The sequence below is a fragment of the Paraburkholderia dipogonis genome (genome assembly GCF_046027395.1).
Classification (GTDB): domain Bacteria; phylum Pseudomonadota; class Gammaproteobacteria; order Burkholderiales; family Burkholderiaceae; genus Paraburkholderia; species Paraburkholderia dipogonis_A.
This window is the reverse complement of record NZ_JAQQEG010000005.1, coordinates 245345-260066: the sequence shown is the minus strand read 5'-3', so window position 1 is coordinate 260066 and position 14722 is coordinate 245345. Positions and strand designations below refer to the sequence as shown.

The 14722-nt window shown below is 61.9% G+C and carries 12 protein-coding genes; 6 read left to right on the top strand and 6 right to left on the bottom strand.

The genetic code is table 11. The features are described 5' to 3' along the window. Positions 1-100: 100 nt before the first annotated feature. On the bottom strand, positions 101-1366 hold the full coding sequence (locus PQR32_RS07825) for an ABC transporter substrate-binding protein (RefSeq protein ID WP_408224009.1): 1266 nt from the start codon (positions 1364-1366) through the stop codon (positions 101-103). 190 nt (positions 1367-1556) lie between these two features. Between PQR32_RS07825 and PQR32_RS07820 the strand changes: the two genes are divergently transcribed. Continuing rightward, positions 1557-2216 carry a MarR family winged helix-turn-helix transcriptional regulator gene (locus tag PQR32_RS07820; RefSeq protein ID WP_408224006.1) on the top strand — a complete coding sequence of 220 codons (660 nt, stop codon included), beginning with the start codon at positions 1557-1559 and terminating at the stop codon, positions 2214-2216. A gap of 6 nt (positions 2217-2222) precedes the next feature. Here the strand turns inward: PQR32_RS07820 and PQR32_RS07815 are convergent, their stop codons facing one another. The 3 genes from PQR32_RS07815 to PQR32_RS07805 all read right to left on the bottom strand — a co-directional run bounded on the left by PQR32_RS07815 (position 2223) and on the right by PQR32_RS07805 (position 5475). Continuing rightward, positions 2223-2762, bottom strand: a complete 540-nt coding sequence (locus PQR32_RS07815; RefSeq protein ID WP_408224003.1) for a hypothetical protein — start codon at positions 2760-2762, stop codon at positions 2223-2225. Between the two features lie 64 nt (positions 2763-2826). Next, complete coding sequence (locus tag PQR32_RS07810) at positions 2827-3834, bottom strand: PDR/VanB family oxidoreductase (RefSeq protein WP_408224000.1); 1008 nt, start codon at positions 3832-3834, stop codon at positions 2827-2829. Positions 3835-3894: 60 nt separating this feature from the next. After that, positions 3895-5475: a Rieske 2Fe-2S domain-containing protein gene (locus PQR32_RS07805; protein WP_408223997.1), complete on the bottom strand. Its 1581-nt coding sequence runs from the start codon at positions 5473-5475 to the stop codon at positions 3895-3897. 245 nt (positions 5476-5720) lie between these two features. Here PQR32_RS07805 and PQR32_RS07800 point away from each other — a divergent pair, with 245 nt between their 5' ends. Then, on the top strand, positions 5721-6401 hold the full coding sequence (locus PQR32_RS07800; RefSeq protein WP_408223994.1) for a GntR family transcriptional regulator: 681 nt from the start codon (positions 5721-5723) through the stop codon (positions 6399-6401). Between the two features lie 83 nt (positions 6402-6484). On the opposite strand, the gene PQR32_RS07795 is transcribed toward PQR32_RS07800, so the two are convergent. Both PQR32_RS07795 and PQR32_RS07790 read right to left on the bottom strand, forming a co-directional pair. Continuing rightward, positions 6485-7855: an MFS transporter gene (locus PQR32_RS07795; protein ID WP_408223991.1), complete on the bottom strand. Its 1371-nt coding sequence runs from the start codon at positions 7853-7855 to the stop codon at positions 6485-6487. 136 nt (positions 7856-7991) lie between these two features. Then, complete coding sequence (locus tag PQR32_RS07790) at positions 7992-8834, bottom strand: class II aldolase/adducin family protein (protein ID WP_408223988.1); 843 nt, start codon at positions 8832-8834, stop codon at positions 7992-7994. An 85-nt stretch (positions 8835-8919) separates the two neighbouring features. On the opposite strand from PQR32_RS07790, the gene PQR32_RS07785 reads away from it, so the two are divergent. From PQR32_RS07785 to PQR32_RS07770, 4 genes are all read left to right on the top strand, one after another. Continuing rightward, the gene (locus tag PQR32_RS07785) at positions 8920-9864 is read left to right on the top strand and encodes a LysR substrate-binding domain-containing protein (protein WP_408223985.1); all 945 of its coding nucleotides are present in this window, start codon (positions 8920-8922) and stop codon (positions 9862-9864) included. Positions 9865-10299: 435 nt separating this feature from the next. Then, positions 10300-12045: a methyl-accepting chemotaxis protein gene (locus tag PQR32_RS07780; RefSeq protein WP_408223982.1), complete on the top strand. Its 1746-nt coding sequence runs from the start codon at positions 10300-10302 to the stop codon at positions 12043-12045. A gap of 12 nt (positions 12046-12057) precedes the next feature. Beyond that, positions 12058-12354, top strand: a complete 297-nt coding sequence (locus PQR32_RS07775) for a hypothetical protein (protein ID WP_408223979.1) — start codon at positions 12058-12060, stop codon at positions 12352-12354. A 62-nt stretch (positions 12355-12416) separates the two neighbouring features. Further along, entirely contained in the window at positions 12417-14558 is a 2142-nt protein-coding gene (locus PQR32_RS07770) for an EAL domain-containing protein (RefSeq protein WP_408223976.1), read from the top strand. Positions 14559-14722: the final 164 nt, after the last annotated feature.

Here is a 14722-nt window from a genome sequence, read left to right as displayed (position 1 = left end):
GCGACTTGCGAGGACGAGTTGCCGGGTGTCGTCGCCCGGCTTTTTTATCGACAGCTGTGCGGGCGACCTGCGCATTCGCGCAGCGCCGCCTGCTCACAGGTTATTTAGCAACCAGGCGCTGCTTGAGTTCCGCCGACTCGATTCGAGCGATCTCAACCACCTTGCCATCTCGCACCTGCGTGACGATCACCGGCAACAGTATCTGTTGCGGCGTGCCGTACTGGCTCTTGCTGCCGAACGCACTGGGCCCAAAGCTCGAATCGAACACGATGGTGGGCAACACTTTCGCGACCGCTGTCGCATCGACGCGGCCCGCTTTCTCGAGACCGGCCTTGAGCGCCATGATGCCGTCCCACGCGGACAGGTCTGTGAGATTCAGCGGCTCGTGGAAAATCGGCTGGAAGCGCGCGTCGAGATCACGTTGAATCGGCGTTGCGCCCGCGGACGAAAACACCGCGTCGAGCCCCATGTAGAGCCCTTCGAGCGATTTGCCGCCGGTATGTATCAGTGAGTCGGACACCGTCCCGGCGGAGGCAATCCGCACGCCGTCCCAGCCTTGATCCGATAGCGCGCGGTACAGCACGCCCACGTCGCCGGGCGGTGCGCCGAGCGTGTCGATCACGTCGGGCTTCAGTTGCGCGGCGCGTGTGGCGACCGGCTGAAACTCGGTCGTGCCGCGCTCATACGTGAACTGACCGACGATTTTCGCGCCGAGCTTTTCCCAATGCGCCGTGGCGGCTTTCGCGACTTCCTGGTCCGCGCTGTCGTTCGGGCTGATCAGTGCGACCGTGCGTATCTTCGGATGCTGTTTCATCACGAGTTGATAAAGCGGCTCCAGAAACTCCGTCGGCGTATTCATGGTGGTGAACGTCAGCGGATATTTAGGACCTTTGATCGCATTGGACCAGCTGATGGTGAACATCAGCACGTTCGAACGTTCGGAAAGGCTTTGCGTGGCGACCACGGCTTGCGTCGACATGCCGAGGATAATGAACCTGATGCCGTCGCGATTGAGCATGGTTTGCGCGACTTTCACGCCGTCCGCGGCGGTGTATTTGTTGTCATAGGAGGTCAATGCCAGTTTGTACGTCTTGTCGCCCACATGAACGCCGCCATGACTGTTGACATACTGCACCGCCTGCTTGCCGACCCACTCGGACCCCAGTCCCCAACTCGCTCCCGCGCCCGACATCGGCACCGTCATGCCGAGCGCGATGGTGTCTTCCGCCCACGCGGCGTTCACGACGCCCGCGGCCAGACCCAACGCCAGCACGCACGCAGGGAGCGCGCGCGGCATGCAGCGTGACAGGAGCCGCACAGGTTGCGCATGCAACGATGCAGCGTTCAACGCCAGTTCATCAGCCATGTCTTCCTCCAATGTTTCGGTACGGTTCGCCGTCTTGCGGCGCCAACCACACCGCTTTGTTGTCGTGCATCGGCGAATCCGGCCTTCGGCTGGCAGCACCTGGCGTTTGATTTCCGTCGATACTTCGACATCTAATAATAGTTGAAGTTAAGATGCAAACGGCACAATGTCAATACGGCGGCGCACCGATATGACGGGTTCTGTGTGCCTGCTCTCAGCCGTCGATGTCGACCGGCCTGAAGGCAGCTGGCTGCGGCGGCTGGGAGGGGAAGCCGGCGGTGTATGCTATGCGCTCTGTTCACTCAATCCGATCACGATGGCCACCACGAAAAACGACCGGGACAAGCCGCCTCTGCCCATGCCGATCAACTGGCGGGACGCCGTTCCGAATGACCGGCTCGCTCACGTCATCAAGGACGCGCAACGCGCCATCGCGCGCGGACTGCAGATCCGGCTGATGGAGCATTCGGTCTCGCTGGGACATTGGCCGTTCCTGCGCATCCTGTGGGAGCGCGACGGCCTCACGCAACGCGAATTGAGCGAACTGGCCGGCTTGCGGGAACCGACCGCCTATAGCGCGTTACAGGCCATGGAAAAGCTCGGCTACATCACGCGCCGCAAGCTGCCGGACAACATGCGCAACATCTGCGTCTATCTGACGCCGAAGGGCAAGGCGCTGCAAAAGATCCTGATCCCGCTTGCCGAGGATTTGCATGAAGTGGCGGTGCGAGACATTCCGCCGAGAACGCTCGCGCAATTTCGCAAGACGTTGCACACGATCATCAGGAACCTCGAAGAAGACGAGATCGAGAAGGAACGCCGCATGCCGCCGTCCCGCAAGCTGGGTTGACGAGGTTCAGTTCACGCAGCCCACGCTGAGGCGCGCCTGAGCGTCCCCTTCGGCCGCATATAACATGTGGTCGCGCACGTCGGCGAGCCCGAATGCGCGTGCCAGAGCCTTGCGCGCCGGGGCCGTCTCGCGCGATGCGCGACCCTGCACGATGACAACCGCGTCCGCGGCGCAATAGCGCCATGCCTGGTGCAACGCGAGTTGCGCGTCTTCGCGTAGAAGCGAAGTCTCGCAGCTTGCCGCGTCGCGCACCGAGATCGACACCAGCCCGCTGGTGCTACGGGCGAGAACCCAGCCGACGTGGTTTCCATGTGAACCGCCTGGCTCGGCGAAAGCGCGGATCAAGCCCATCAGGTTCTGGAAGCGCGGATCTGCCGCAAGCATGTCGTTTGCCTGCGCGGGTATGCCAGTGTCCTCCATCCAGTCTGTCAGCGTCGATTCCGGGCGGTGCGCCACACGCATCGTCATGCCTGTTTCGCCGAGCAGGAACAATGCATCGCGCCGCTGGGCGCCGGCGCGAACCGTCAGATAGTCTTGCACATTCATTGCGTCTCCCGCGTTTTTGTACTGCAACTGAACGATGCATCCAACGGCTGCGGATGCGGCGTAATCACAGGTCGAGCACGAGCCGCTCGCTCGTCGCGCGCGAGACGCACGCCGTCAGAAACTCCCGCTGTTCGTCGGCGCCGAGAATGCAGTCGCGATGATCGACTTCGCCGTCCAGATACCGCGTCTTGCACGTGCCGCACAAGCCAGATTCGCACGAAGTCTGAATCGGTAGATGCGCTTCCCGCAACACGTCCGCGATGCTCTGATTCGGTGGCACCGTCAAACGCTGGCCCGTGCTGGCAATTTCGACTTCAAAGCTGCCGCCTGGATCGCGCCTTTCGCCCGGCTCCGCAGCTTCACGCACCACAGGCGCGCTGAAATGCTCGCAATGCACGCGTTCGCGCGGCCACTGCGCGGTTGCTTCGGCGCAAGCCTGCATGAAACCCGCCGGGCCGCAGTAATAGACGTGTGTGCCCTTTGGCGCTTCCTCGTCCAGCAAACGCCGTACGTCGAGCCCTTTCGATGGATCGCCGCCGTCGAAGTGCCAATGCAGTTGCCCCGCGTCGAGCATCGCTTCGAGTTCTTCGCCGAACGGCGCGGCGCCCCGCTCGCGCGCGCAGAAGTGCAGCGCGAACCACGCACCGTTGCGCGCGAGCCGATGCGCCATCGACTTCAACGGCGTGACGCCGATGCCGCCCGCCAGCAACAGAACGCGATTGGCGCGACCGTCGAGCATGAAGTGATTGCGCGGACGGCTGATGCGCACGCGTTCGCTGACGCGCAGCCGCTCGTGCATCGCTCTGGATCCGCCCCGGCCGCGCTCGTCGCGCAGCACGGCGATCACGTAGCGTCCGCGCTCATCCGGCGCGTTGCATAGCGAATACTGCCGCACGAGGCCGTCGCCGAGATGTACGTCGATATGCGCGCCGGCTTCGAACGGCGGCAGCTCCGCGCCGTCCGGATCGACGAGTTCGTACGACAGGATGTTGCGCCCCTCGTATCGGATCTGCCTGACCAGAACGCTCAGTGTCGTGGACTGCAGAGTCTGTGCTATGCCGCCTTCTGCCATGGTGTCTCCGCTTTGCGGCGCACGCAGGCGCCGCATGCTTCGTTGATTTCGCGGTGCCGGTTACGACTCGGCCCGTGCGGTCTGATTCGCCGCCGCCTCGGTCCGGCCGTTGACGTCCTCTTCGAGCGCCGCCATCTTCTCGTGCACAAACGCGGTGCGCGCTTCGCCCTGCAGCTTTTCGCTTTCGATCAGGATCGCCACCACACCCTTCGACAGCTTGCGCCGCCGTGCGATTTCCTCTTCGACGGTTGCCGCCTCCGGCAAGTCGAAGACATTGCCCGAGCAGAAGCTGTTCGGCGCGCCGCCAGCCGCACGCAGCCATTCGGCGAACTGCTGCGGCCCGGCGGCCGGATTGCTGCCGCGCACGGCATCGCGCAACATCTTGCGAAACAGATACAGGCCGACGTCGAGCCTGGTCGGATGTTCGAGCGAGTGCACCGCAATCGGCCGCTGGCTGATGATCGCTTCGTAGTCGCCCGGTGCGTATTGCGCTGCCTTGTAGTGTTCACGCTCGCGGTGGTCGGCAGGAATCGGCGGCATGTCGTCGATCGAGTATTTGCCGAAGCGCTCCGGACGGCGCATCGCCACCTGGCCTTCGAGAAAGTCGATCGATTCGTAACCCACCCACTCCTTTTTCCCGACACCGCGCGTGTCGATACCGGGACCCATGACGCGCCAGCCGATCATCTTGCTGTTCTCGTCGTCCACCGGCACGGTCCAGCGCACGATATGGAAGCGGCTGAAGAGCTTGCGCGCCGAGCCATCCTCGGACGTGTACGCATGGAGGCTCAGATTCGGCAGCACCTGATGCTGGACGCGCACGAACATCCGGTCCTTGTCGACGCGCCGCGCGCCGGCGCACGCGAGACTGCGCCCCTGCTGCACCGGAATGAACTGCATGTCGGGCGCGACTTCCATCGAAGCCGCGCCGACTTCGTCGAACGTCGTGCCCTGGAAGTGTCCGTCCACTACGTTCTTGCCCGCGTGAAGCGCTGCCGTGTGGAAATTGTCGGCGGCGTTGTCCTGCACCTGCAGCCAGTTGCAATGCTGGAAGTTGCTGAACGGCACCAGTTCGTCAGTGGACAGCACCGTGAAATCACCTTCCCATTCGGGGAACGGCGGCTCTTCGTCCGGTGGTCCCATGTACGCGAAGACGAGTCCGTTGCGCTCGATGGCCTTATACGCGCCCTGCCGGATCGAGCACGCGTATTTCTCGGCTTCCGCTTCCTCGCCCTTCGGAAATGGCACATGTAGACAGGTGCCGTCCACGTCGAACACCATGCCGTGATAACAGCAGCGAATGCCGTGTTGCTGGATGGCGCCATATTCGAGCGATGCCCCCCGATGCACGCAATGCGCATGCAGCACGCCGACCCGGCCGCTGCCGTCGCGGAAGGCCACCAGTTCCTCGCCGAGTATCTTCAGGAAGCGCGGCGTGTCGGTCAGTTCCATCGCCATGCAGACCGGATGCCAGAAGCGGCGCATGTATTCGCCCGTTGGCGTACCAGGTCCAGTCTCGGTCAACTCGGGATCGTGATCGGGCACCCTGTTCGTGTAGTAGCCGCCGTACGGTACGAGTTTTTTGACCACGGCACCGCCGCTGCTGCTGCCGTCGTCCATTTTTTCCGACTTGATTGTCATGGGAACGTTCTCCGATTGAAGCGGGCCGCAGTCAACGGCCTATCTGGTTGGGTACTGAACTCCGAACTCTGTATACAAAGATTAGAACCGTCCGAATCCGATGCCTATACGGGTTAACGCGCGTGCCAGTACGCCACCTCGTTCACCCGAACACGGCTGACGACAAACGGCAACAAACGGCGCGATGCGCGCGTTGACCCCGCAGGCCACCCACTGTAGTCTGTATCCAAAGTACAGAGAGCGCCATGTCCGTTAAATTCGACAAGATTCAGGTTCGTCCCGATTTCGTGGACGAGGTTTACCGCGTGTTGCTGGACGCCATCAGCGACGGTTCGCTCGCGCCCGGCGTGCGCCTCACGCAGGAAGAGATCGCCGAGCAGTTCGCGGTGTCGCGCTCGCCCGTGTTGCAAGCGCTGCGGCTGCTGAAAAAAGACGGCCTCGTGCAGGACGCGCCGGGCCGCGGCGTGCTCGTTGCCCCGCTCGACGTCGAGTGGATTGGGCGGCTCTATGAAGTGCGCGGCGCGCTCGACTCGCTGGCCGCGAAACTCGCGGCGCAGCGCCGCAGCAACATTGATCCAGCTCTGATCGCGCAAGGCCGGCGCGCGTCGAAGGGCAAGGATGTGAAGGCGATGATCGATGCCGACGTCGCCTTTCACAACGCCATCTATCAGGCGTCCGGCAACCCGCTGATCGGCGAAAGCGCGCATCTGCACTGGGTGCATTTGCGGCGCGTGATGGGCGCCGTGTTGCAGTCGTCGAAGCTGCGCGCCGCGATCTGGGACGAGCACGCCGCCATCGCCCAGGCCATCGCGGCCGGCGACGCGGCCCAGGCCGTCGAACTCACCGAGCAGCACACGAGCCGCGCGCGCGCCAACCTGATCGAGCGACTGGAACACGTGCTCGCCGCGGGACAAGCCTCCGCCTGATCCGGCGCGGCGGCGCACGACGGTGGCGCCGCGCCGGGACATATCGCATGAACGCATCACGAATGACGTCTCGGACTATCGCCCTATGCTCCACCCGGACCCGACGCCCCCGACAACACGGGTGCCTCGTCGTTGTCCGTCTCGCGCCGGGACACGCCGCTGTTGAACTCACGCGCCGGCAAGGTCAGCGTCAGCGCGCTCGCCATCACCATGCACACCGCGAGGCCGAGCACGCCATTGCCGGTCGAACCGGTCGTGGTTTGCAAAACGCCGATCACATAAGGACTGACCACGCCCGCAATGCTGCCCACCGAGTTGGCGAGCGCAATGCCGGCGGCGGCCGCTGCGCCGCCGAGCACCGCGGGCGGAAGCGCCCAGAACTGCGAGATCGTGGTCATGACGCCCATCGTGCCGATCGTCAGCGCCGTCATGGCGAGTATGACGCTGTGTCCCCAGGCGACACTCAGGCAAAGCCCCACCGCGCCGACGAGTCCGGGCACCGCCAGATGCCAGCGGCGCTCGCCACGGCGATCCGAACTATAGCCGACCACGATCATCGCGACCGTCGCCGCTGCATACGGCACGGCGGACAGCAAACCGATATCGAGTGGATTCGCAACGCCGGCGGCTTTTACCAGCGACGGCAACCAGAACGACACACCGTACAGGCCCATTTCGAACAGAAAATAAATCGCGCTCAGTTTCAGGATGCCCGGACTGGTAAAGCCGTCGCGCAACGAATGAAGCTTGCGCGATGACCTGTCAGCGGCGAGATTGGTTTCGATCATCGCCTTCTGTCCACGCGATAGCCACTTCGCGTCGGCCACACTGTCGTCGAGATAGAACCAGGCCGCGATGCCGATGACGGCGGTCGGCAACCCTTCCAGCAGGAACAACCACTGCCAGCCCGCGAGCCCGGCGTGCCCCGACGCCGAATGCATGATCCAGCCTGACAGCGGACCGCCGATCACGCCGGACATCGGAATGCCGGTCAGGAACAGCGCGGTGACCTTGCTACGTTGCGACGCCGGAAACCAGTAAGTGAAGTACAACAGGATCGCCGGAATGAAGCCGGCCTCGGCGACACCGAGCAGAAAGCGCATCACATAGAACGTGGCCGGCGTTTTCACGAACATCATCGCGGCGGCAATCAGCCCCCAGGTGACCATGATCCGCGCGATCCAGCGCCGTGCGCCGACCTTCAGCAATACCAGATTGCTTGGCACTTCGAACAATAGATAGCCGACAAAGAAAATTCCGGCGCCGAGCCCGTACACCGCGTCGCTCATGCCCAGGTCCTGCAACATCTGCAACTTCGCGAAGCTGACGTTGATGCGGTCGAGATACGCGCACAGGTAACAGAAAAACAGGAACGGCAGCAGGCGCCACATCACTTTCGTGTAGGTCGCCTGCTCCACCCGTTCCGTTTGCACCGCCGGATTCTGGGCATTCATGCTTGTCTCCATTGTGATTGTTCGTCGTCCGCACGGGGCTCGTTTTGCCGTGCGCTTACGCGACACTAGCTACACCATCCAGGCCGCCGCCATTCGTGCGCGCGCAAGGCGGCGGCGAACCGCCTGTACAGCCCTGTCAATCGAACATGTCAGGCTGCGTATTGACCAGTTGATCCCAGATGGTCTGGAAATGCAGCCAGCCGATGTAGTCGCTGCCCACGTGCTCACGGCTGTAACGCGCGCGCGATTCGGTGACTCGCCGCGGCGCGATGCCGGTCGATTCGATCATCAACTGCTGCTGGCAGCATCGTTCGAGCGCGATGAACCAGAACGCCGCGGATTCGATGCTATGCCGGCTCGCCGTCAGCAGTCCGTGATTCTGGTGGATGGCGGCCTTCACGTCCTTGAACGCGTTCGCGACCTTGTGCCCGGATTTCACTTCGACCGCGACCTGGCCCGCCTCTTCGCCGATCACCACGTGGTCCTCGAAGAACGCGCACGCGTCCTGACTGATCGGCTCGATCGGCTTGCCCAGCGCGGCGAACGCCGTGCCGTACACGGTATGCGCGTGGCACATCGCGACGATGTCCTGATGCATCTCATGAACGGCCGCGTGCAACACGAAGCCGGCACGATTGATCGCATAGCGCCCTTCGACAACATTGCCCTGATGGTCCGCGCAGATCAGATTCGACACCTTGACCTGCGAGAAATGAACCGCCATCGGGTTCGTCCAGTACAGGCCGAGATTTTCCGGATCGCGCACGGTCAGATGACCGGCGAAACCATAGTCGAAACCCTGCAGCCCGAACGCCCGGCATGCCCCGACGAGCCGCTCCTTCAGATGCTGGCGATGCGCGGCGACGTTGTCGAACGACGGCAACTCGGGAAAGATCAGGCCCTGCTGTTCTGGCTGATAGATCGATGTCCGTCCGCCGAGATCGAGCGGCTTTGCGGGTGCAGCCATGACTTCCGACATCTGAACTCCTCCGGCTCCGTGTTGTGAGTGCTTCCATCATCGTGCCCGGCCGGAACGTTGACAAACTACGAATGTTCATGGAAGCATGAATGCCATTCATCTGTCTCGTCTGGATCCCATTTTGCGACGTCTGCCTAACTTCGTGCTATTGCGCAGCTTCGAGGCCGCCGCGCGGCTCGAAAGTTTCGCGCGCGCGGCTGAGGAATTGCATCTGACGCCATCGGCGATCAGCCATCAGGTGAAGGAACTGGAGGAGTATTTCGGCCGCCCGCTATTCCTGCGACGCAACCGCCGGATCGAGCCGACGCCGGAAGCGCAGCGGCTACTCGGGAGTTTGAGCCGCGTCTTCGACGTGATCGAGGCCGCGTGCAACGACGTGTCGCTTGCACCGAACGCGCAGGTGCTCGCCGTGCATTGCGCGCCGAGTCTTGCGGCGAAATGGCTGGCACCGCGGCTGCCGGCCTTCGCGAAGGCGTTTCCGGATATCACGATCCGGCTTTCGACCGGTGCCGAGCCGATCGACCTCACGCGCCTGCAGGAGATCGATCTGTCGATTTCCTATGCGGCAGCGCTCGAACTTCCGGGCGTCGAAGTCATTGCGCTCGGCCGCGAAGCAATCGTGCCGCTCTGTTCTCCGGCTCTCATCCATGACGAGGTGCCGCTTGCGCGGCAAATGAGCCACCTGCCGCTGATCGACTCGCAGCTCAGCCGTGTCACGTGGCGCGACTGGTTCGACGTCAACGGGCTCGAGCTACCAACGAGGTCGCGCGCGTCGTTCGACCGCGCGGCGCTCGCGATCTCCGCCGCCGTCGATGGAATGGGTGTGGTGCTCGAAAGCGTGCGCCTGGCTGAACGCGAGATCACACGCGGCGAACTGGTGGAAGTGGGACGCGGCGCGTTCGTGCGTTTCGAGCGCGAAACGCACTTCGTGTCGTTGCGGATGCATGAATTAAGGCATGGAAAAGTTGCCCAGTTCCGTGACTGGCTGATCGCGCAAGGGAAAGAAGATGAGCAGCGCGGCAGGCTGTGAGGGACGGCCCACGAAGATACGGTTCGGCTCGATTGCGATGGCGCAATCCTGGGCTCTCACTTGCTTTAACCAGATGTTTTAAAAGCCTTGGCTTATGTCACTTTCTCCAAAGTGCGGCCAACGAGCGTCACCCACCTAGCCCGGCCTTCGCCATCATCCCAAGCGCCACGCAGATCAACACTCCCGCGAAACCCACCTGTACATGCAGCGCGGAGAGACGGTGCGAGACCAGCCGCCCGTGCGTGCTCCCTCGATGTCAAACGGTCTGCAATCTTATTTCGGTACCGTACCGTATGGTATCATTACCACGCTAACCTCGGCGAACCGAAGGCGTCGATTGCGAACTGGATCGCACAGCCCATCGCTGTAATCAGCACGTAATTTCAACGATCGGTTGGACACGGCAATACCTCGTTGACCTTGAGAAATGAAACTATGAAATTCAGCGACATGAAACTGGGTACCAGACTGATCAGTGCCTTTATGCTGGTGTGTGCCATTGGCGCCGTCGTCAGTGGGATCGGCATCCGCGATATGGATAAGATTAACGACAATGGCGACGATATCTATCGTGTCAATCTGATCGGGCTTGACCTTACCGAGCAGGCGAACATTGACCTCCTGTACGTCAGCCGTTCGCTGCGCGACGCCATTCTGGCCTCCAGCGCCGAGCAGCGAGCCGCATTCCTCGCCGACAGCGAAAAAAAACTGGCACTGACGCGGGAGAACCTCGATAAGGCCAGACAGACGTTAGTGACCGACAAAGCCAAGGCTGCCTTCGCCGAGCTCGACCAGAGCTGGCAGGACTATGCGCGGGCCGTCGGAGAAATGCAGGCCAAGGCCCGCGCTGCTTCGCTACAGGATCACGGTGAGCTGACCGACTACCTGTTCGGCGATTTCCGGTCGAGAACCAACAAGGTCGACGACCTGATGGACGTATTGGTGGATCTGAAGCAGAAAGGCGCGAAAGAGCGGGCCGACTCCAACCAGATGCTCTATCAGGAAAGCCGAACCCTGATGATCACCTTGGTGGTCTTCTCTGTCTTGAGTGGTATCGGGATCGGGATCGGGCTCACGCGCGGCGTGACGCGGCAGTTGGGGGCCGAGCCGGCGATCGCTGCCGAACTGGCCAAAAGCGTTGCCACTGGCGATCTGGGTGTAAGGATCGACCTGCGGCCCGGCGACACGAGCAGTCTGATGGCGTCGCTGAAGGCCATGCGCGACGGCCTGTTGGGAGTCGTGTCAGATGTGCGCGAAAACGCCGAAGGCGTGGCGACCGCGAGTGCGCAGATCGCACAGGGCAATCTGGATCTGTCGAGCCGCACCGAAGAGCAGGCGGCGTCGCTCGAGGAAACCGCTTCAAGCATGGAAGAGCTGACCGCCACGGTCCGTCATAACACGGACAATGCAAGGCAGGCAGCCACGCTGGCCGGCACGGCCTCGGACATCGCGCAGCGTGGCGGCGAGGTGGTCGGGCGGGTGGTCGAGACGATGCATGAGATCGCCAGCAGTTCGGCCAAAATGTCGGAGATCATCACCGTGATCGAGGGCATAGCATTCCAGACCAACATCCTCGCGCTCAACGCGGCAGTCGAGGCCGCCCGCGCGGGCGAACAGGGTCGGGGGTTTGCTGTCGTGGCTGGTGAGGTCCGCACGCTCGCCCAGCGCAGCGCTACGGCCGCCAGGGAAATCAAGGATCTGATCGGCAACTCGCTGGATCGGGTGGACGCCGGCTCGAAGCTCGTCGAGGAAGCGGGCAGCACGATCAACGAGATCGTCGAGTCAGTGAAGCGCGTGACCGATATCGTGGGCGAAATCTCGTCGGCGTCGGAGGAGCAGAGCACCGGCATCGAGCAGGTGAATCAGGCGGTCAGCCAGATGGATCAGGTGACCCAGCAGAATGCCGCGCTGGTCGAAGAAGCCTCGGCGGCGGCGCAGTCGATGGCCGAGCAGGCCCAAAGCCTGCGTGAAACGGTGGCGTTCTTCAAAGTCGGCGAAATGGGACCATCGGCATCACGAGCGGTTGCCCAGCGCAGTGATCCGCGCCGGTCGGCACCGACAGTTCGCACGACCCCTCGTGCACCACGGACCAGACCAGAGATGAGGTCAGGCATTCAAACAGACCGGAGCACGACAGTCGCGACAGACACCAGTGATGCTGTGGACTGGCAGGCATTCTGAGTGGGCGGAAAATTGAACAATACTGACGAGGTGTTGGGCAAGATGGTCGGGATCGTGAACGCCAACACGAAGACAGTGAGCATGCTTGGCGCGCGGTCCCTGGTGCTGGGCGCGTTTTTTGATGCGACCCTGCCGCACCTCACGATGTCGCAGCGCGCCGCGGTCAACCGGTCATTCCGGCAGGGCATTGAAGATGCCCTGGCGCAGATGGACGACATGCCCTTGCCCGCCGAATATCACTCGACGCTGCTTGAACTCACCAATGCCATCCTCGCCGCACTGGGCCAGGAATCGGGCAGGCGTCGATAGCCTCACCCCTGGTTCACAATAAAATAGTACGTGGGAATGCCTGTTGAGCAGGAACTCATGTAATGAACATGACAGACCGATATCCGTCCCAGTCGAACACACAGCAATTATTGTGGATGCAACAAACGCTGAATAGCTATGAGCGACGCTACCGGATGCTGTACGAAGCCACGCCGGCCATGCTGCACTCGATCGATTCACAAGGGCGCCTGGTACACGTCAGCGATCTCTGGCTGGCGACCCTGGGCTACGCGCGCGACGAGGTGGTTGGCCGTTTATGGGCTGACTTCCTGACGCCGGCGTCGCGCGCCTATGCCACCGGAACCGTCATCCCGGAACTGTTTCGAACGGGCCGGTATAAAGGCGTCGAATATCAGGCGGTGCATAAAGACGGCACCGTTATAGACATAGTCGCGTCGTCTTTCATTCAACGCGACCCGGATGGCAGCCCGCTGCTTTCGCTGACGGTGATCGAGGACGTGACCGAGCGCAAACGCGTGCAGGCCGAGTTGGCCGAGCAGATCGAACGATTGCACGTGACGCTCCATGCGATCGGTGAAGGGGTGGTCACGACGGATGCGCAGGGTCGGGTCGAGTACCTGAACCCTGTCGCTGAAAAGCTCACGGGATGGACTACCGCAGCGGCTCGCGGGATGTCATCTGTTGCGGTATTCCGTATCGTCGATGACTCAACTCGCTTGCGGGCCAGGAGCCCGGTGGAGATGTGTCTGGCTGCCGACCAGGTCGTTGGCGTGGACGGTCAGACGGTACTGACCAGTCGCGATTGCCGGGAATATTTCATTGAACATTGCACTGCGCCGATCAGAAGCGCCAAGGGTGACACGCTGGGGGTTGTGCTGGTATTTCGTGACGTCTCGGAACAGCGCCGCCTAAGTCGCGAGATGACGTACCGTGCGACACACGACGCGCTCACCGGTCTCATCAACCGGGACGAATTCGAGCATCGATTGCAACTCGCGCTTGCTTCAGCTCATAGAGGAGAAGCGGAGTACGCGTTGATGTATGTCGATCTGGACCAGTTCAAGCTGGTCAATGACGCAGGCGGCCATGCTGCCGGAGACAGGCTGCTCAAGCAGGTTGCCGGCGTTATTGGGCGACTCCTGCGCAAGAGCGATACTTTCGCGCGCCTGGGTGGTGATGAGTTTGGTCTGATCATCGAGCACTGCTCTATCGAAGAGGCTCAAGGCGTCGCGCAACAGATCTGTCTGGAAATCGACGCATTCCGCTTTCAACTGGGAATCCATCGTCTGCACATTGGCGCAAGCATCGGGCTGGTGCCGGTGGACCGGCGCTGGCCGACGACGGCGAACCTGCTGCGGGCGGCCGACAGCGCCTGCTACGCGGCCAAGGAGGCCGGGCGAAACCGGGTGCACACCTACTTTGCTGATGACGCGATAATCGAGTCCCATCGCTCGGACATGCAATGGGTGCGCCGCATCGAACAGGCGCTGGACAACGGCCAGTTCATCCTGCACTGGCAGCAGATCACACCATTAGGCCATGACACCGGCGGCATACACGGCGAGGTTTTGCTAAGACTGGTTGGCGATGATGGAGAACTGATCTCGCCCGGCGCGTTCCTTCCCGCCGCGGAGCGTTTCCATATGGCCTCGCGTATCGATCGCTGGGTGGTGCGTGAGGTCTTCGAGTGGATGGCAAGGCATACGGCGGAGATGTCACATGTCGCTACCGTGTCGGTCAACCTGTCTGGCCTGTCGATCGCGGACCTCGACTTTCATCGCTATGTTCTGGAGTTGATGGGGGCCTGCGAGTTTGACCATCACAAGCTGTGTTTCGAGATCACTGAGACCGCCGCCATCACCAATCTCAGCGACGCGAGACTGTTTTTTGAATCCATGCGCACCTATGGCGTGCGCTTCGCGCTGGATGATTTTGGAAGCGGTGTTTCGTCCTTCGGCTATCTGAAGAATCTGCCCGTCGACTACCTGAAGATAGACGGTCAGTTTATCCGCGACCTGGAAGAGGACCTGGTCGATCAGGCGACGGTACGGTGTATCAGCGAAGTCTCGAAGATAACCGGCAAGAAGACGGTTGCCGAATTCGTCGAGACCGAGGCCGTGGAAACGCTGCTGCGCGAAATCGGGATTGACTATGCACAGGGCTTTCTGCGACATCGTCCGGTGGCCATCGACACCATCTTCGACTTATCTGTCAGTGCATAAACAAGCGAACATAAATCGACGGTGTTTCCGGCCCGGTAAACGATGCGGTAAAGATAGGTCCATTTGCCGTGGCTCTTCACATATCTGTCGACCACCGGCGTCACACCGTGAGACCGGCGGCTCTGGGCGGATGACGAACTATACTGTGGAACTTATCGGGTCGC

Bases quoted from the DNA above. Each gene is read 5' to 3' on its own strand.
- PQR32_RS07810 (WP_408224000.1), bottom strand. From the start codon at position 3,834: ATGGCAGAAGGCGGCATAGCACAGACTCTGCAGTCCACGACACTGAGC.
- PQR32_RS07785 (WP_408223985.1), top strand. From the start codon at position 8,920: ATGAATGCCATTCATCTGTCTCGTCTGGATCCCATTTTGCGACGTCTG.
- PQR32_RS07790 (WP_408223988.1), bottom strand. From the start codon at position 8,834: ATGTCGGAAGTCATGGCTGCACCCGCAAAGCCGCTCGATCTCGGCGGA.
- PQR32_RS07770 (WP_408223976.1), top strand. From the start codon at position 12,417: ATGAACATGACAGACCGATATCCGTCCCAGTCGAACACACAGCAATTA.
- PQR32_RS07820 (WP_408224006.1), top strand. From the start codon at position 1,557: ATGACGGGTTCTGTGTGCCTGCTCTCAGCCGTCGATGTCGACCGGCCT.
- PQR32_RS07815 (WP_408224003.1), bottom strand. From the start codon at position 2,762: ATGAATGTGCAAGACTATCTGACGGTTCGCGCCGGCGCCCAGCGGCGC.
- PQR32_RS07805 (WP_408223997.1), bottom strand. From the start codon at position 5,475: ATGACAATCAAGTCGGAAAAAATGGACGACGGCAGCAGCAGCGGCGGT.
- PQR32_RS07825 (WP_408224009.1), bottom strand. From the start codon at position 1,366: ATGGCTGATGAACTGGCGTTGAACGCTGCATCGTTGCATGCGCAACCT.
- PQR32_RS07780 (WP_408223982.1), top strand. From the start codon at position 10,300: ATGAAATTCAGCGACATGAAACTGGGTACCAGACTGATCAGTGCCTTT.
- PQR32_RS07795 (WP_408223991.1), bottom strand. From the start codon at position 7,855: ATGAATGCCCAGAATCCGGCGGTGCAAACGGAACGGGTGGAGCAGGCG.
- PQR32_RS07800 (WP_408223994.1), top strand. From the start codon at position 5,721: ATGTCCGTTAAATTCGACAAGATTCAGGTTCGTCCCGATTTCGTGGAC.